Annotated in this window: 18 protein-coding genes and 1 riboswitch; of the genes, 3 read left to right on the forward strand and 15 right to left on the reverse strand. The window is 55.3% G+C overall.

The window, feature by feature from the left end; genetic code table 11:
- Window positions 1-45: 45 nt before the first annotated feature.
- Window positions 46-258, reverse strand: a riboswitch (cobalamin riboswitch).
- A gap of 215 nt (window positions 259-473) precedes the next feature.
- Complete coding sequence (locus RUE5091_RS20580; protein ID WP_058283820.1) at window positions 474-1,136, forward strand: L,D-transpeptidase; 663 nt, start codon at window positions 474-476, stop codon at window positions 1,134-1,136.
- A gap of 41 nt (window positions 1,137-1,177) precedes the next feature.
- Here the strand turns inward: RUE5091_RS20580 and RUE5091_RS20585 are convergent, their stop codons facing one another.
- Window positions 1,178-1,450 carry a hypothetical protein gene (locus tag RUE5091_RS20585; RefSeq protein WP_058283821.1) on the reverse strand — a complete coding sequence of 91 codons (273 nt, stop codon included), beginning with the start codon at window positions 1,448-1,450 and terminating at the stop codon, window positions 1,178-1,180.
- Between the two features lie 189 nt (window positions 1,451-1,639).
- On the opposite strand from RUE5091_RS20585, the gene RUE5091_RS20590 reads away from it, so the two are divergent.
- A complete protein-coding gene (locus RUE5091_RS20590; RefSeq protein ID WP_082643758.1) occupies window positions 1,640-3,973 on the forward strand; it encodes a heavy metal translocating P-type ATPase in 2,334 nt (777 codons plus the stop codon).
- A 52-nt stretch (window positions 3,974-4,025) separates the two neighbouring features.
- Here RUE5091_RS20590 and RUE5091_RS23345 read toward each other — a convergent pair whose 3' ends face one another.
- From RUE5091_RS23345 to RUE5091_RS20625, 8 genes are all read right to left on the reverse strand, one after another.
- On the reverse strand, window positions 4,026-4,187 hold the full coding sequence (locus tag RUE5091_RS23345) for a hypothetical protein (RefSeq protein ID WP_165590812.1): 162 nt from the start codon (window positions 4,185-4,187) through the stop codon (window positions 4,026-4,028).
- A gap of 102 nt (window positions 4,188-4,289) precedes the next feature.
- The gene (locus tag RUE5091_RS20600) at window positions 4,290-5,657 is read right to left on the reverse strand and encodes a M23 family metallopeptidase (protein WP_058283823.1); all 1,368 of its coding nucleotides are present in this window, start codon (window positions 5,655-5,657) and stop codon (window positions 4,290-4,292) included.
- Entirely contained in the window at window positions 5,654-6,280 is a 627-nt protein-coding gene (locus RUE5091_RS20605) for an SCO family protein (RefSeq protein WP_058283824.1), read from the reverse strand. Before RUE5091_RS20605 ends, RUE5091_RS20600 begins: the two co-directional genes overlap by 4 nt.
- Entirely contained in the window at window positions 6,280-6,597 is a 318-nt protein-coding gene (locus RUE5091_RS20610; RefSeq protein WP_243470836.1) for a copper chaperone PCu(A)C, read from the reverse strand. The genes RUE5091_RS20605 and RUE5091_RS20610 overlap by 1 nt, the downstream gene beginning before the upstream one ends.
- Window positions 6,598-6,759 (reverse strand): hypothetical protein, encoded by a 162-nt coding sequence (locus RUE5091_RS23890; protein ID WP_243470837.1) that lies wholly within the window; start codon window positions 6,757-6,759, stop codon window positions 6,598-6,600.
- Window positions 6,760-6,777: 18 nt separating this feature from the next.
- Window positions 6,778-7,437, reverse strand: coding sequence for a DsbA family protein (locus tag RUE5091_RS20615; RefSeq protein WP_058283825.1), 660 nt, complete (start codon window positions 7,435-7,437; stop codon window positions 6,778-6,780).
- Window positions 7,434-7,856, reverse strand: a complete 423-nt coding sequence (locus tag RUE5091_RS20620; RefSeq protein ID WP_058283826.1) for a disulfide bond formation protein B — start codon at window positions 7,854-7,856, stop codon at window positions 7,434-7,436. Before RUE5091_RS20620 ends, RUE5091_RS20615 begins: the two co-directional genes overlap by 4 nt.
- A 5-nt stretch (window positions 7,857-7,861) precedes the next feature.
- Window positions 7,862-8,425, reverse strand: coding sequence for an SCO family protein (locus RUE5091_RS20625; protein ID WP_058283850.1), 564 nt, complete (start codon window positions 8,423-8,425; stop codon window positions 7,862-7,864).
- 213 nt (window positions 8,426-8,638) lie between these two features.
- On the opposite strand from RUE5091_RS20625, the gene RUE5091_RS20630 reads away from it, so the two are divergent.
- Entirely contained in the window at window positions 8,639-9,067 is a 429-nt protein-coding gene (locus tag RUE5091_RS20630) for a MerR family transcriptional regulator (protein WP_058283827.1), read from the forward strand.
- 68 nt (window positions 9,068-9,135) lie between these two features.
- On the opposite strand, the gene RUE5091_RS20635 is transcribed toward RUE5091_RS20630, so the two are convergent.
- From RUE5091_RS20635 to RUE5091_RS20660, 6 genes are all read right to left on the reverse strand, one after another.
- Complete coding sequence (locus tag RUE5091_RS20635; protein ID WP_243470838.1) at window positions 9,136-9,546, reverse strand: PhnE/PtxC family ABC transporter permease; 411 nt, start codon at window positions 9,544-9,546, stop codon at window positions 9,136-9,138.
- 234 nt (window positions 9,547-9,780) lie between these two features.
- Window positions 9,781-11,286, reverse strand: coding sequence for a M81 family metallopeptidase (locus RUE5091_RS20640; protein ID WP_058283828.1), 1,506 nt, complete (start codon window positions 11,284-11,286; stop codon window positions 9,781-9,783).
- Window positions 11,286-12,932 (reverse strand): amidohydrolase, encoded by a 1,647-nt coding sequence (locus RUE5091_RS20645; protein WP_058283829.1) that lies wholly within the window; start codon window positions 12,930-12,932, stop codon window positions 11,286-11,288. Before RUE5091_RS20645 ends, RUE5091_RS20640 begins: the two co-directional genes overlap by 1 nt.
- Window positions 12,933-12,943: 11 nt before the next feature.
- Window positions 12,944-13,867, reverse strand: coding sequence for an oligopeptide/dipeptide ABC transporter ATP-binding protein (locus RUE5091_RS20650; protein WP_058283830.1), 924 nt, complete (start codon window positions 13,865-13,867; stop codon window positions 12,944-12,946).
- Window positions 13,864-14,844: an ABC transporter ATP-binding protein gene (locus RUE5091_RS20655; RefSeq protein WP_058283831.1), complete on the reverse strand. Its 981-nt coding sequence runs from the start codon at window positions 14,842-14,844 to the stop codon at window positions 13,864-13,866. Before RUE5091_RS20655 ends, RUE5091_RS20650 begins: the two co-directional genes overlap by 4 nt.
- Entirely contained in the window at window positions 14,841-15,698 is an 858-nt protein-coding gene (locus RUE5091_RS20660; RefSeq protein WP_058283832.1) for an ABC transporter permease, read from the reverse strand. Before RUE5091_RS20660 ends, RUE5091_RS20655 begins: the two co-directional genes overlap by 4 nt.
- Window positions 15,699-15,705: the final 7 nt, after the last annotated feature.

Consider the following 15,705-nt stretch of genomic DNA (forward strand, 5'->3'; position numbering starts at 1 on the left):
TTGTCAGGTTGAGCTGGCCTTAAGACCAGCAGGTTCAGTCTGGGCACAGCCCGGCGCTTTACGGCAGGTCTCCTGACTCGCGGGTGTTCGCTCTGCCAACCTTCCCGGTTCCGTTACGAACCAGTGGTATCTTGGCTTCGCTCTCCGTTCACAGTTGCGGGGGCAGTTACGGAATTGGTGCCATTGAGCACACCGCACCGTATTCCCTTTTAATCCCATTGGCTTCCGCCAACAGGAACCGAAAACAAATCACCGCTACAATGGAGGCTTCGTTTCTGTCAATTGTCTTTGTGACCTAGCCCGAAGTAAACTCGACCGAAGCAGGATTCACGCAACCGGCAACCTGATCGACTGGATAAACCAAGCGTTACCTGAAACCTCTTGAAGCTCTAGCTGCTAGAGGCTTTAAGACTCGAATTTGATCGCAAAAATGCGATGCAAACACATTTTACTTGTGAACCAGGACGGGACCTATGCTGACAAGGCGCCATTTCATTCAATCAACCACAGCGCTGTTCTCGGCGTCTGCGGCCAGCCCATTGTTGGCCAAAACATGGCCAACCTCGTCGCAAAAGACCTATTGGGATAGCCAAGTCACGCCAGTTGGATACGATCCAGCGACCTCAAATCCGTGGGGCGTTCATGACCGTTTTTTACCACGACGTGTCGTAGCAAATGATGGTTTGGTGCCCGGTGACATCCATGTCGATGCCGTCGCGCGCTATCTTTACCATATCGAGGAAGGCGGGACCGCTATGCGCTATGGCGTTGCCATCGCGCGTGGGAATCTTTACGAGCCCGGCACCTATGTTATCCGGCGCAAAGTCGAGTGGCCGCATTGGACGCCAACCGCTTCAATGATCGAGCGCAACCCCGAATACGCGGAATTCAGGGATGGCATGGAACCCGGGCCCCGGAATGCTCTCGGATCTCGAGCTCTTTATCTATACGTTGGGGATCGGGATACATATCTCAGAATTCACGGCACACCTCAGCCCAAAAGCATCGGTGGTCGCGCAAGTTCTGGATGTGTTCGAATGATCATGGCACATATCAATGACCTCTACCCAAACGTAAAAATCGGCTCGACCGCTTTTCTATACTCGGCCGAAGATAGCGTCACAGCCCGCTCCTAAATTTTGGGCAGCGTAGGTGGACGTCGCTGCCCTCTTTTTTATCAGGCATCGCGCGCAGCGCAGATCGGAGCCCCATTCGTCGCACGTAATGGTACCAATGTCGTCTCGACAGGTCCGCTGTGCTCATACCAAAAGCAATTGTCTTCTGGCAAAAGGCGCGCCGTGGCCAGATCCTGCCCCGGCCCTGCCAGCGCAACAACAGTATCTGGCACGTTCCCTGGTTCGAATGCTTTGCTTTTGCCCCCTGTGAACTGGGCTGTGCAACCAGCAATAGTCGAGACTAACGTGATGGTAATTACGATCCGTATCTGCATTGACCTGTTCCAATGTTTTCTGCGTTCTCTACAACTAAATTGCACCCACACGGCCAGCCCGCAAGACGGAATGAAGCATCGACATGGCGGGCAAAGAAGTCAGACGTAATAAAATTGAAAAAGGTATTGAAGCTCTAGTTGCTATAGGGATTATCTGCAGAAGACCACAGTGATTCTTGAGGTCTAATCATGTCATCCGATACCTATAGCCACGGCCATGACGACGAAATTAAACATGGTCACAACGCATTCAGCAGTGGCGGGTGTGGCGACATCGTCCCCGCCGGGCCTATTCCCAACGGCGGCAGAAGCTTTCAGGTCTCTGGCCTCGATTGCGCCGAAGAGGTTGCGATCCTGAACCGGGTCGTCGGCCCGAAAGTTGGTGGTGAAGAGCATCTCGCATTTGATGTCATCAACGGCCGAATGACGCTTCTTGAAAATGCTGCCAAGCTTTCTGACGAAGATGTCATGCTGCTGGTTGCCAGCACCGGTATGACCGCCAAACCTTGGGATGACGGAAATGCCGCCCAGGATCAGGCGGCGCATACTGCACGTCAGCGGCGGTTCACCACACTCAGCGGAGGGTTTTGGGCAGCAGGTTTTGGCTGGCACATTTTCGAAACAGGCATGGGCGGTGCTCTCGGGCTGTTTTCGGGACATGGTGAGGTTCCGATGCCTTTGCCCGAGGCCGCTTTGTTTGTGGTCGCGATCCTGTTTGGTGTCTGGTTGGTGGCACCCAAGGCCTGGTCTTCGGCGCGTCGCCTTTCGCCGGATATGAACCTTTTGATGGTTGTTGCCGTCAGTGGCGCCATCGGTCTGGGTGAGTTTTTCGAAGCGGCAACCGTGGCATTCTTCTTTTCGCTCTCTCTTTATCTGGAAAGCTGGAGTGTCGGACGCGCTCGGAACGCGGTATCTGCGCTGCTTGATCTGGCCCCCCCGACGGTTCGGCTGGTTCGTGCTGACGGCTCAGAGGCAACGGTCCCGGCGGCTGATGTCTTTGTCGGTGACAGCTTCATCGTTCGGGGTGGGGATCGCATTCCACTTGACGGGGAAGTCATCGAAGGGGCCGGTGCCGTTGACCAGGCTCCAATCACAGGTGAAAGCGCGTTGGTTCCCAAAGAGCTGGGTGATGAGGTCTATGCTGGCACAATCAATGGTGAAGGCACCCTCAAAATACGAGCGACGAAAACAGCGTCCGATACCGTGCTTGCCAAGATCATCCGGATGGTCGGTGATGCTCATGCTCGCCGTGCGCCGGTTGAGCAGTGGGTTACAAAATTTGCGCGTATCTATACGCCCATCGTTATGATCGTCGCAGTGGTTATCGCCCTGATCCCGCCGCTTGCATTTGGCGCATCGTGGGGCTTCTGGTTTTACAATGCACTTGTTCTTCTGGTCATCGCCTGCCCCTGTGCACTCGTCATTTCCACACCGGTTTCCATCGTTGCCGCTTTGACCGCTTCGGCCCGGGCCGGGGTTCTGATTAAGGGCGGTACATATATCGAAGCCCCCGGGCGTACCACCGCACTGGCCCTGGACAAGACCGGCACGATCACCATGGGAGAGCCTGAAGTCGCCAATGTCTATCCGCTGGGCGACGCGTCCGAGCGGGAGTTGTTGGCGAGTGCAGCCAGCCTCGAGGTTCGATCTTCACACCCGCTGGCCCGCGCCATTTTGACCAAGATGGAACAGACGGACATTTCGATTTCGACGGCTGAAGATATCCGGACCGTTCCCGGTCGGGGTCTGGAGGGCCGCACCGAGCGCGGCGGCATCTGGCTTGGCTCTGACCGCTTCGCAGAAGAGAAGGGCTTTGGCGCGTCTATCCCTTCAGAGTTGCGCAACCAAATCGAGAGCGCGGGAAGCACACTTGTGGTTGTCGGGGATGAGAACGGAGTCACCGGTTTGCTTGAGCTGCGGGACCGCATTCGCCCCGAAGCCCGAAGCATCGTTGCCCGGCTTCACGCGCAGGGCGTGAAGTCGATCATCATGCTGACAGGTGACAACGAACAAACCGCGAGAGCGGTGGCAGCCGAAGTCGGTATCGACGAAGTCCGGGCTCAGCTTCTGCCGGAAGACAAGGTCGCTGCGATTGAGGAACTGTCAGAACAGCACGAGATGGTCGCGATGATCGGCGATGGCGTCAACGACGCGCCTGCGATGGCTCGGGCACATTATGCGGTTGCGATGGGCGCAGTTGGGTCAGATGCTGCAATCGAGACCGCAGACATTGCTCTGATGACTGATGACATCGCTAAAGTACCCTGGCTGATCGACCATTCACGTCGAACCATGTCGATCATCCATCAGAACATCGGCTTCTCACTTGCGACCAAAGCATTGTTTGTCACGCTGACGGGATTTGGTTTGGCATCCATGTGGGGTGCGATCGCCGCGGATGTCGGAGTGTCCTTGCTGGTCGTGGCAAATGCCCTACGGCTTCTGAAAGCTCCGGAAGATCACACCGCCCAGACTGCGGCAAATACCCTTGGCTCGCAGGGAATAGGCGCTGCGACCACATAAGAGTGGAAGCCGGACTTCAAGGTGTCCGGCTTCCACCTCTCTTACTGGCGCGTTACATCAGGCGCACAACTGCGATCGAAAGAAAAAACGCCATCAGGCCAAAAGCGATGGCATATCCTGCGGCGTACTGAAGAATATCAAGGCTGTTGCCATTCCGGCACCTTGCCAGGACCCCACCCCAAACGGCGCCAACCAAGGCGCCCGCGATTGCCATCATCTTACATCCTCTGATTTGGTTCTTCTGCAGTGCAGTTCGCTTCAGGCGCGCATACCGGCAAACTGATAGCCGCGCACCTGAAGCCGTTTTAAGAAACTCTCACGAATTAGATTCGCTTTTTTTGGCGACGGGACTGCCCAGCTGCTTCTCAAGCTGAGCCCGAGCATTTCTTAAGCGTTTTCGCGTTGCTTCGTTTTCAACCTCGTTATTTGCAGCGGCAGCAAGCCGGTCGTCAGAAAACGGGTCCGTTGGGCGCCCGTCGACCAATACTTCATAATGAAGATTGGGGCCGGTCGCGGTGCCGGTCGAACCGACACGCACAACCAGTTCACCGGCCTCCACACGCTGACCGTTGGATAGACCATCGGCGGTAGCGTTAAGATGCGTATATCGCGTGACCGTGTCCGATCCATGAGTGATTTCAACCACGCGCCCATACCCCCCGCGCCAACCTACATAAGACACGCGGCCCGGAGCTGTCGCATGTACCGGAGTGCCGCGTGCGGCAGCAAAATCAACACCTGTATGCATCCGCACATTTCCGTAGATCGGGTGTTTTCGCCGACCAAAGACTGAACTCAGGCGCGCGCCCTCAACTGGCTGTGAAAAGACGCGAAGAAGCTCACCATCGAGATAGATTGTGGCGCTACCATTTTCCGCGTCCGGCCATGCTATTTCGTAGAGTTGGTCATCAACTTCCAGCGCCGCAAAAATGAGTTGCGGCTGGCCTACCTTTTCGCCGTCGATACTTTCTTCGCGCCAGAGAAGACGGAGTGTTTCACCTCCTGTCAGATCCTTCCGAAAATCCACTGTGCCGCTCAACATCTGAGCGAGATCCATCGCAAAGCGAACCGGGATCTTAGCGCTACTCAGTGCATATGAGATCGAAGTTTCGATCTCCGTTTTGAGGGCCAGAATGACTGTGTCGGGTTCTGGTGAGACCACGCGTGTGGAAAACGTCTCGCTTAGTATCACTTCAATTCTTACGCCATCTTCCACGGCGAGTTCCACACTCCACGGTTGATCCATTGCCGTTTCAACGACTGTTATGGAGTGGCCCGGGCGTAATCGTCGCAAATCGTACTCAGCGCCTAGAGCAAGTGCGATTTCGGCGCGATCGGTTGCGTTGATCCCGGCTTCAGACAGCACGATGTCGAGTGTGTCACCCACCGCAAGCTTGCGCGTCCATGTTCGTGAAGGCGGTTCAACAGGTGGTAAAGATTCCTCTGCCTGAATGGGTTTCGGCTGAGCAGGTCGAAACGAAACGGGGCTTGGAGCGAGTTCTGCCGATGGTACATTCAACAACGAAACCGATGTGACCTGTGGTTCCGCAGGGAGTTTGGGCACCTGAAAGACCGTGGGTGCAGGCGCCTTCATTTCAGAACTGTTCGATGCAATGAACACGATCGAAGCAATCGAAACGCTGCTGATCGCGATTGCAGTGGTCGCTAAAATCTTTGCTCTCATGAGGTTTCGTCCGTTCTACTTTTCAAAGCGCGACGGATCTTGGGCACAGCGAATTCTCTCTGCTCATGATAGTCGATGGTGCTGACAAACTCGCCTGTGGGGCTAAACAGGAAAACACTTGCGGTGTGGTTCATGGTGTAGTCGCCATCGTCCATCGGAACTTTTTCATAAGTGGCGCGAAAATCGTCTGCGGCTTGAGCGATTTGGTCCGATATGCCGACCCATCCGCGAATAGCCGGATGAAAGTAGCTGACATAATCTGCCATCGCTTCGACTGTGTCCCTTTCAGCGTCTATGGTTATGAACGCGACGTTCAACTCATCCGCGTCCTTGCCCAGATCATCCAGCCAGAGGGAAATGTCTGAGAGTGTTGTCGGGCAAACATCCGGGCAGTAGGTGAACCCGAAGAACACCATTGTCGCTCGTCCGACCAGCGATTGCGGGGTCACGGGGACCCCTTCGTGATCGACCATGCGAAAGTTCATGTCCGATAACGCAAGGGGACGAAGGCGATCAGATTGAGCCGCTCCCGGCCCATCCACTTGCCACCATCCGGCAAAGAGTGTCAGGCCGATTGCACCAACTCCAGCAGCCCCAAATGTGAGCACGCGTCGCCGTCGCATCAGTTCTCGGGGCCTCGCGCAGCAATGCCAAATATCGGAACATTGACGGTCTTTTCTGCGCCATCGGCAAAGATAAGGATAAGCGTAAAGCTTTCACCTTCGGTCATAGGTCGTTGCAGTCGCATGAGCATTGCGTGGAGCCCGCCGGGCTCAAGCGCAACAAACCCGCCAGGCGAAATTTCAACCTCGCCAGCTGGTGCCATGGAACTGACGCCCACTGCATTGGTCGACGTCTCATGAATCTCAGGCATCATCGCAATATCTGTGCGGATAGACGTCAACGTGACGGCCTCATTGCCGGTGTTGCGGATCGTCATTTAAGCGACCCCCGGCCGGTTGTTGCCGATAGAAGCGCGCGACCAGACATCTTCAACGACAACATCTTCACCCCCTGCCAGTACCGGCGCCGAGAAAATGACCGTCAGACCGAATGCACTTAGCACACCTGCCAGAAGTGTATTTATTGCAGTGAGTCTCATTGTACCTCTCGCTACAGATCAGCTTTGCAGCGCTGCAATTTCTGCAGCGACCAGGTGTCTCAATTCGGCCTCACCAAACGGATCGAGCGATTTGCCGTTGACAAAAAATGTGGGAGTTTGCCGTACACCAACCGCTTCGACATCGGCGCGATCCTGATTGAGTACGCCAACCGTCTGGGGCGCGAGCATTTGCGCCTGCGCTGCCTCGGCATCCAGGCCCGCGACTGCGGCAATCCGAATAATAAGGCCAGGCTCAGGCGCGCCATGCGCGGCCCACTTGGGCTGCTCCCGCAGCACGGCCTCCAGCACTGGCTCAAAGACCCCCTGCATGCGTGCCGCCTCTAGCACGCGGATCGCCTCCTCTGAGCCTTCGCCATGGAAAGGGGTGTACCGGATCACGACGCGCACGAGGTTTCCATGCTGTGCCATGATGTCCTTCACGACCGGATGAAAGGCACGGCAGGCTTCACAAGCCGGATCGAAAAATTCGACGATTGTAACCGGTGCGTCCTTGGGGCCAAGAACAGGCGAGTAAGAACGGATGAGCGTTTCAGCGATCTCAGGTGCGACAGGCTCGGTATTGCTTGAAGCAGTCGGACGATTCACGTACCAGGTGGCGGCTCCGAAACCGGCACCACCGAATGCGAGAACGGACAAAATCATGCCACGTCTGTTCATACTTGTTTCTCCTTGAGTGAAAGGGCGCACAGAACGCCGATTAGCGCGAATGAAACGAGCGCCATCAGCGGAATCGGGATGCCCAAAACGGTTTGATTTGCGTCCGTGCAGGACGGACCGCTAGCTGAGCATGGTTGGATCTTTTCGGGGATCAGACCGGCATACAGGCCCATGTGCCACAAGGCGACAATGGCGCCTCCCAATGCCAGTACTATTCCATAGCGGCCCACGTTCTGGTCCTGCCACCAGAGACCAAGCCCCAGTACTATCGCCAATGGGAACATGAACGCACGCTGGAACCAGCAAAGCACGCAGGGCGTCTGCCCCTGGATCTCTCCAATGAACAGAACAGAAAGAGAGGCAACCAGGGCAAGCGCCCAGGCCAGGCCGAGAAGGGTATCTTTGGAAAATTGGGGCATAGCTATCAGAGTCTCTGTTCCAGATCCGCAAGAATTTCTTCTGCAGGCGTGCCATATGACCAGGACTGAACGAACCCACCTTCCTCATTGAACAGAAACAGATGAGAGGTATGCCCCATCGTATACCCGTCCGGTGCAGCGGCTTGTTCGATCCGTTCGTAGAATATCGGAAAGGTCCTAGACGTTTGCGCAATCTGTTCTGGCGTGCCTGTAAGCCCAATGATCCCCGCATCGAAAAGTGGTACATACTCGGCCAGGACGGCCGGAGTGTCGCGTTCGGGGTCAATTGAAATGAAGATGGGTTGCACTTGGTTTGATTGGTTTCCCAAGCCTTCCTGCACTGCTGCTACCTCAGATAGTGTTGTCGGGCATACGTCCGGGCAGTTGGTGAACCCAAAAAACACCAACATCCATTTGCCCGCAAAGTCGTTCTGCGTACGAACTACGCCAGAGTGATCTGTCAGTTCGAACCTGGCTTCGAACGGGACAGACCCCTCCTCAATCCGCGCAGGTCTATATTCTGACCACAGCATCAGATAGGCAAATGCCGCCGTTGCGACACCAGCCAGTACCCATAAGATTTTCTGAAATACGGTCAGTTTCAAAGTTAGCCGTCCACCTGTGATTCTTGTTTCAGAACGGCATGTACACCCTCTACCTGCTAGAGGTTCAAAGGGGATTTTGAGCCTGCGGCTGGGTGTCACAGGTCCACCGGCTGGAAGTTACTATTGTGCGGTACCGACGCGAACCTACATAAGCTGTAACTTTGCAAGGGGACCCAAATGCTGACGATCGGAACGCTCGGAAAAAAGACAGGAACCAAGGTTCAGACGATCCGCTACTACGAGCAGATCGGACTAATGCCGGAACCGGAACGCACTGAAGGTGGCCAGCGGCGTTACGGCCATGCCGAACTGGATCGCCTTGCATTCATCCGTCATTCCCGCCAATTGGGGTTTTCGCTTGAGGCGATACGTGAACTGCTTGATTTGTCCGACGATCCGGATCGCCCATGTCATGAAGCCGACAGTATCGCGCGCCGGCAACTCAAACAGATTGAGCAAAGAATGGAGCGGCTAGAAGCGTTGCGGACCGAGCTGGAGCGCATGGTGCATGAATGCAGTGGCGGCAACACCTCGGATTGTCGCGTTCTCGAAGTTCTACGCGATCATTCCGAATGTCTTACTGATCACGAAGACATCGGCGCCTGACTTTGAAAGGTGGTTTAATACAGGCCCTGAGATTGCCCCTCATGGGGGAAGGAATGCAAGCTAGAGATTTAGTTAAATCGTTTTTGTAACGCTGTATTCAGTGCCTCTGACAAAGAAACCACAACAATGATTGCCAACGTCACGGTCGCAGCCTTTTCATACTGAAACGACCGTACATAGGTTTGCACATACAACCCGATGCCACCGGCACTGACAATGCCCAGTATCAAGCTTTCACGCAGATTTAGCTCAAACCGAAATACGATATCGCGCATGATCACAGGCGCCATCTGCGGCCAGATCGCCCAACGCAACTGTTGAATTCTGTTGGCTCCCGCGCTTTCAAGCGCCGCCACAGGAGCGATAGCAACGTTGTCGATGGCTTCCGCATAGAACTTTGCCAGCATGCCGGTCGCGTGAAATGTAATTGCCAGAATATCGGGAAGTGGACCCAACCCAACAGCACCGACCATTAGCATAGGGGGCAAGCAGAAGTGCGCTGCACTTGCGTTAAAATTGAAATCCGACGCCGAAAGCTGACATTCAGATCAAAGGAATTGTGAGCAGCTTGCCGTAACGCCTCAACACGGCTTCGAGTAGCACTTTCCTTTCAAATTACCCTCTCAATCAAGCGACAGAATGGAAGCCTCCCGATCGCATGCCTGTTCTCATTGGTCAGCCGGAGAATGAGTAGTTCCGAATTAAATTGACCTTCATTTTTGTCGGCAGGTGGAAGCATTGCAAGTGTTAGGCAGTCGTCTGGCGACACATTTGTAAGAGATTCTTTCAAGGTCGCAGAGAAAAGCGCCTGGAGAAGAAACCGCAAATACATCTCTTGCTATAGGCTCAAAATCTGCCCGGAAATGTGCGGTACTTTTGACGCAAATCACTGAATAACTCTCAGGGGTTAGGCCGATATGAGTAAAATGCGCGCGATCCAGACATTGATTGCGTAGACTTGTGACAACAAGATCGATTTCGGCCTCTTGCCCAACCAAACGCAGCGCCGCCGTCTTGCCAAGCGTTGCGACACCACCCCCATACATTTCTCCGGTATAGCGGCAAGTGCCGTCACCCAAAGCCAGAACCTCAAACTCGGCTCTGACTGAAATCTGGCCAGCCAAACCGGACTTTGCGCCAATTGCCAATTCGACCAAAGCGCCTTCCCCAGCCTCATGGGCTTGCTTTGCACTTTCCGGATCATGGAACAAACCCATCAAGACATTCTTTGTCCCACCTTCAATCAGCGCGGCCAACAGTCCCGTGGTATCAGACGTTCCGCCTGCACCGGCGTTGTCCTGAACATCTGCGAGAACAACAGGTTTCTTCCGCTTTTGACGACAAGTCGAAACGGCTTCCACCAGAGACAGCATAGAACAATCGAGGTCGGTTTCCCGGGAAATAAACAAGGTGACGATTTCTTCAGCGACCGCGGCGGCTTTCTGGGCTGTGGATGCGTAGACAACGCAAGACGGGCCGGTGTCCGGGAAATCTGCTGCTGTGAAACCAAGAGCAATTTCGGCCAAGATTTCCTGCCGCTCAAATCTAACTGGCATTTGGTAGATTTCGTTGAACAACGCGGATCCGGTATGCTGCGCATGCAGGGGAATGAGATAAGGCACCGGTTGGAACGCCTTAGAAAGTGTTTCACCCGCTATCAAACGCTGCAGGATAGGTACACAGCGGGCGCCGGTTTCCGCCATATCCAAATGAGGATAGGTTCTAAAGATCGACAGGTAGTCCGCGTGTTCGACCATCTCGGAGGATACATTGGCGTGCAGATCCAAACTTGCGACAACTGGAACCTCGGGACCTACGGCTTCACGTACACGACGCAGAATTTCTCCTTCACCGTCAGCAAAGCTTTCGGTAACCATTGCCCCATGGAGATCTAGGTAGACGCCATCAATGTGCCCTGCGTCCCGAATTCCGTTCAACATCATCTCACAAATCGTTTCGAACGCATGATCCGTTACATGAGCGGATGGCTCAGCAGAGCACCACAGTACCGGAATGACCTCAAAACCCACCTCCTTTGCCGCTGCGGCAAAACCCGCGATGGGAAGGTTCATGCCCTCGGTATCCGAGATAACCTGTCCATCGTGCAACATACCGGGCCAGGAATCCGCCATTTCAAACTCGTGCAGACCGGCTTTTGTCACACCAAAACAATTGGTTTCATGCTGAAATCCTGCGATTGCAATACGCTTGGTCGTCATTAGGTGAGCTCGATTTTTTGTTTGGCATGCGAGGCAGCAAATACTCTTTGACCGTTGCGGATCGTTTCAAGCACCCGTGTCTCTGTCAGGCTGTCCGGATCATGAAGAGGGTTACGCGAAAGGACCGCAAAGTCGGCAACTTTACCAGGTTCAATAGATCCCCGCTGATCCTCTTTGAAGACCTGCCAGGCTGCGTCGATGGTCTGGGCACGCAAAGCTGACAGAACGCTGATCTTTTGATCCTCGCCAAGCACGCGGCCAGAGCCAGACTTTCGATTTACTGCACAATGGGCCAGGTGGATCGGGCGTGTCGGCGTGACTGAGGCATCATTGTGGATCGTATATCTCACGCCGTACCGTTCAGCTGACGCCGCTGGGGATATCCGCTCGGACCGCTCAGGCCCCAGGAAAGTGTCGTAATGACGATCTCCCCAATAATATACATGAGCGGGAAAGAAGCTGACGGTAAGCCCAAGCTGAGCCATACGCTCTAACTGATCATCCCGCAAAGCCTGACCATGAATAATTGTGTGACGATGATCTTCGCGTGGGTGCACGTGAAGCGTTTTTTCAACAGCATCGATGAACATCTCCGCGCCGGCATCCCCATTGCAGTGGCAATGAATCTGAAAGCCCTTGCTATGGAGTTTTCTAACGTCAGCATCCAGCTGACCTTGCGAAGTATAAACCATACCACAAGGATGATCCGGGTCCGTCAGTCTGAAATAGGGGGCAGACAGAAAGGCGGTCTGTAACTGAAAGGCTCCGTCCGTGAACAGTTTGCGCGGCCCCAGTGTGAAATGCGGGTTACCGGGCCAGTTCGCGTCGATCCAGTCAGCAGACAACTCAGGCTCCAGACTTCCCACTGGCAAGAGTTCTATGTCAATTCCCGGGTCCTTATCTGCAGGCAGACTGGCGAAGTGGTCCAGCATGGTTTGGGACGCCCAGGCATTTTGGGCATAGGTCACTCCGTGCGACAGGTATTCATCCCGACAGGCGTCAAAGCCCTTCCAAAACCTTTTGCGGTCGATCAGGAAATCCGTGTCGCCCATCTCACCCATTGCCGAAAGCCCTTCGATCAATCCGGTCAGGGCTCCGGTTCTTGTGTCACGGCCAAAGCGGCCGCCTTCCGGGTCGGGTGTTTGACGGCTAACACCGCGCCTCTCAAGCGCAAGAGAATTTGCTGCGCCGTTGTGGCCAGACGCATGAATAACCCAGATTGGATGGCGTTGGGACACGCCGTCCAACTCAGACCGCGTGGGCATTCGGCTTTCCAGAATAGACGTATTGTCGAACGACACCCCCATGACCCATTCACCGTCGGGCGTTGTGCTGGCCTTTTCCCGAAGCCTGTCCAGCGCCTGCTCCATATTCTTGCAATCGCCCAATGGGGGCGAGGATAAGTCAACACGAAACAGCCGGATGAACCCCGGATCCGGGAAATGCCCGTGCGGGTCGATAAAGGCTGGCATAAGAGTGCGACCGTTCAGGTCATACTCGTGCGCGTCCGCAGGCATGCGTGCGCGCAGGTCAGCCTCAGCACCCACTGCCTGAATTCTGTTGCCTTCGGTCAGAACTGCCTCTGGCGAAGAGTTCTGCGCATCCATGGTCAGGATTGTGCCATTAAAGTAGAGTGTGCTTGGCATTGTATTTCCTACTAAGACAGTGGTGCCAGACAACGCAGCCCGTGGCCGCTGTTCACTTCCCATTCCGGGGTCTGGGTGCATATGTCCTTGGCAAAAGGACAACGTTCGCGGAATTCACACCCCGAAGGACGCTTGAGCAAGCTGGGAGGTTCCCCTTTGAGGGCGATCCGTTCCAATCGCGCGTCCGGGTCCGGCTCTGGATTGGCACTCAGAAGACAGCGCGTATAGGGATGGCGCGGGTCGTTGAAGATCGTCTCGGTTGTGCCCTCTTCGACCAAACGGCCCAGATACATGATGCCCATTCTATCGGCCACGTGGCGCACAACGCTGAGGTTATGCGTGATGATGACCATCGCCAAACCCAGCCTTTCGCGCAGATCGTTGAGCAGGTTCAGCAACTCGCCCTGTACCGACACATCCAGACCAGCTGTTGGCTCATCCGCAAGGATCAGCTTGGGTTCCAACGCCAATGCGCGTGCTACGCCCACACGCCGCGCCTGGCCGCCTGACAGTTGATAAGGATACCGGTCTGCAAAATGTGTAGGCAGGTTCACCATTTCCAACAGACGCTTGGCCTCGGCATCCAGATCGCGGTCTTTCATGCCCTGAATGCGATAGGGTTCGGTGATCAGGCTGCGGATGGTCAGGCGTGGCGAGAGGCTGCCGACTGGGTCCTGAAACATCATTGTCATGTCTTTGCGCAACGGGCGCATGACACTTTCCGGCGCGCCCCGAATTTCCTGACCCTCAAAAGTAACCGAACCATCTTGCGCAGGCGCGAGACCCGCAATGGCGCGAATAACCGTGGTTTTGCCAGAACCACTTTCACCAACCAGCGCGTAGGTCTCGCCGGGTTCTACGGTAAAGCTTACACCCGCCAATACATTGACCGGGCCATAGCTGGTTTTTAGGCCCACGACGTTTAGCAAGCTCATGTTGTGACCTCCTCGTGGTTCAGCCAGCATGCTGCGTGATGGCCTTCTTTCAATTGATCCAGTGGCGGCACTTCGGTGGCACAGCGTGACATGGCTTGATCACAACGGTCCCGGAAAATGCAGCCCTCCGGAAGGTTGGCCAGATCGGGCACTTCACCGGGGATGGTTGGCAAAACACGGGCGCGCTCTTTGATGTGGCCAGGATCGCACTCGATCAGACGGCGGGTGTAGGGGTGTTTGGGATCGTGGAAAATCTCACGCACATCCCCGCTTTCGACAACCGCGCCCGCATACATCACCACCACCCGATCGCAGAGTTCTGCGATTACACCCAAATGGTGCGAGATGAACAGGATGGCGCAGTGAAACTCGCGCTGCAGCTCTTGCAGGCGCTCGATGATCTGCACCTCAAGCGTCGCATCCAGCGCCGTTGTCGGCTCATCCGCAATCAAAAGGTCGGGTTCTGACATCAACGCCATTGCGATGGCGATCCGTTGGCGCATGCCACCCGAGAATTCATGCGGATACTGCTTCAGCCGCGCTTCGGGATCGGGAATGCCAACAGCGCCCAGCATCTTGGCCGCGTGGGCCAGCTTGTCGGCTTTTGACTGTTTTGAACGGTGCTGAATGTCCAGCATCTGCTGCCCGATGGTCAAAACAGGATTATGGGTTTGCATAGGATCCTGAAAGACAATCGACATATCCGCCCCGCGCAGGTCGCGCATATGTCGTTCGGAGGCCTGCAACAGGTCCTGCCCCTTGAACCTGATTTCTCCCTCGCGGAACCGCGTATTGGGTGCGGTCAAACGCAGGATGGATGAGATCAGGGTGGATTTGCCACAGCCGGATTCCCCGACGATGCCGACGATTTCACCTTTGTTGACGTCGAAAGTTATGTCTCTCAGGGCTTTGAGGTCGCCGCGGCCAGTTTCATAATCGACGCTGAGGTGGTCGATTTCCAGAAGTGTTTCGGTCATCGTTGTTTCCTCAGTTTCGGGTCAACTACGTCGCGCAGACTTTCACCCAGGAACGTGAAGCCAAGCGTCGCCAGAATGATCGGAAGGCCTCCGCCTACCACCAGCCAAGGCGTCTGGCGGATCAGGGAATAGCCATCCTTAAGCAATGCCCCCCAGCTGGGAGTCGGAGGTTTCACACCCAGCCCCAAAAAGGACAGGCCAGCCTCCAGCGCGATGACAGTGGGGATATCCATCGCGGCTAGCACCGCTAACACGCCGATTATATTAGGCAGCATATGCACGCCCAGAATGCGCGCCATGCTGGCCCCCATCGACCGCTCGGCCAGAATGAACTCAGAGTTGCGCAGCGTCAGTGTCTGAGTTCGCGCAACGCGCCCATAAGTTGGGATTGAGGTTGCCATGACGACGAAGACCACCGTCTGCAGGCTGGGCCCGATTAGGGCGACAACGGCCAGCGCGAACATTACCGTCGGAAATGATCGGATGGTATCGAAAAACAACATCAGAAGGTTATCAAGCCATTTCGGCCCATACCCAGCAATCATGCCCAGCGTCAGGCCAATCGCCATTGCGCCGAACACGGCGGGCAACGCCACCTTGAGCGCAACTTGGCCCCCAGCGATTACCCGCGAAAACGTATCGCGCCCTAGTTGATCTGTGCCCAGTAGATGTGCCGCGGACGGTCCTTGCAAGCGGGATTTGATATCCATCGCAATCGGGTCATAGGGCACGATCCAATAGGCAAAGATGGCGCAGAATACGATAACACCGACGATGATTAAGCCCATAAGACCAAGCGGGTCGCGGGCGACGCCGACTACAATCTGGCCAAGTTCGGAACGAGATTTTTCCATAACGCTC

Origin of the sequence: Ruegeria denitrificans (assembly GCF_001458295.1) — a bacterium.
Taxonomy (GTDB): Bacteria; Pseudomonadota; Alphaproteobacteria; order Rhodobacterales; family Rhodobacteraceae; genus Ruegeria; species Ruegeria denitrificans.

What these genes read in the sequence shown, in the direction of transcription:
- RUE5091_RS20585 (WP_058283821.1), bottom strand. Translation starts at nt 1,450, where the DNA reads ATGCAGATACGGATCGTAATTACCATCACGTTAGTCTCGACTATTGCT.
- RUE5091_RS20590 (WP_082643758.1), top strand. Translation starts at nt 1,640, where the DNA reads ATGTCATCCGATACCTATAGCCACGGCCATGACGACGAAATTAAACAT.
- RUE5091_RS20605 (WP_058283824.1), bottom strand. Translation starts at nt 6,280, where the DNA reads ATGCGACGGCGACGCGTGCTCACATTTGGGGCTGCTGGAGTTGGTGCA.
- RUE5091_RS20615 (WP_058283825.1), bottom strand. Translation starts at nt 7,437, where the DNA reads ATGAACAGACGTGGCATGATTTTGTCCGTTCTCGCATTCGGTGGTGCC.
- RUE5091_RS23890 (WP_243470837.1), bottom strand. Translation starts at nt 6,759, where the DNA reads ATGAGACTCACTGCAATAAATACACTTCTGGCAGGTGTGCTAAGTGCA.
- RUE5091_RS20580 (WP_058283820.1), top strand. Translation starts at nt 474, where the DNA reads ATGCTGACAAGGCGCCATTTCATTCAATCAACCACAGCGCTGTTCTCG.
- RUE5091_RS20620 (WP_058283826.1), bottom strand. Translation starts at nt 7,856, where the DNA reads ATGCCCCAATTTTCCAAAGATACCCTTCTCGGCCTGGCCTGGGCGCTT.
- RUE5091_RS20600 (WP_058283823.1), bottom strand. Translation starts at nt 5,657, where the DNA reads ATGAGAGCAAAGATTTTAGCGACCACTGCAATCGCGATCAGCAGCGTT.
- RUE5091_RS20610 (WP_243470836.1), bottom strand. Translation starts at nt 6,597, where the DNA reads ATGACGATCCGCAACACCGGCAATGAGGCCGTCACGTTGACGTCTATC.
- RUE5091_RS20640 (WP_058283828.1), bottom strand. Translation starts at nt 11,286, where the DNA reads ATGACGACCAAGCGTATTGCAATCGCAGGATTTCAGCATGAAACCAAT.
- RUE5091_RS20655 (WP_058283831.1), bottom strand. Translation starts at nt 14,844, where the DNA reads ATGACCGAAACACTTCTGGAAATCGACCACCTCAGCGTCGATTATGAA.
- RUE5091_RS23345 (WP_165590812.1), bottom strand. Translation starts at nt 4,187, where the DNA reads ATGGCAATCGCGGGCGCCTTGGTTGGCGCCGTTTGGGGTGGGGTCCTG.
- RUE5091_RS20645 (WP_058283829.1), bottom strand. Translation starts at nt 12,932, where the DNA reads ATGCCAAGCACACTCTACTTTAATGGCACAATCCTGACCATGGATGCG.
- RUE5091_RS20650 (WP_058283830.1), bottom strand. Translation starts at nt 13,867, where the DNA reads ATGAGCTTGCTAAACGTCGTGGGCCTAAAAACCAGCTATGGCCCGGTC.
- RUE5091_RS20660 (WP_058283832.1), bottom strand. Translation starts at nt 15,698, where the DNA reads ATGGAAAAATCTCGTTCCGAACTTGGCCAGATTGTAGTCGGCGTCGCC.
- RUE5091_RS20630 (WP_058283827.1), top strand. Translation starts at nt 8,639, where the DNA reads ATGCTGACGATCGGAACGCTCGGAAAAAAGACAGGAACCAAGGTTCAG.
- RUE5091_RS20635 (WP_243470838.1), bottom strand. Translation starts at nt 9,546, where the DNA reads ATGCTAATGGTCGGTGCTGTTGGGTTGGGTCCACTTCCCGATATTCTG.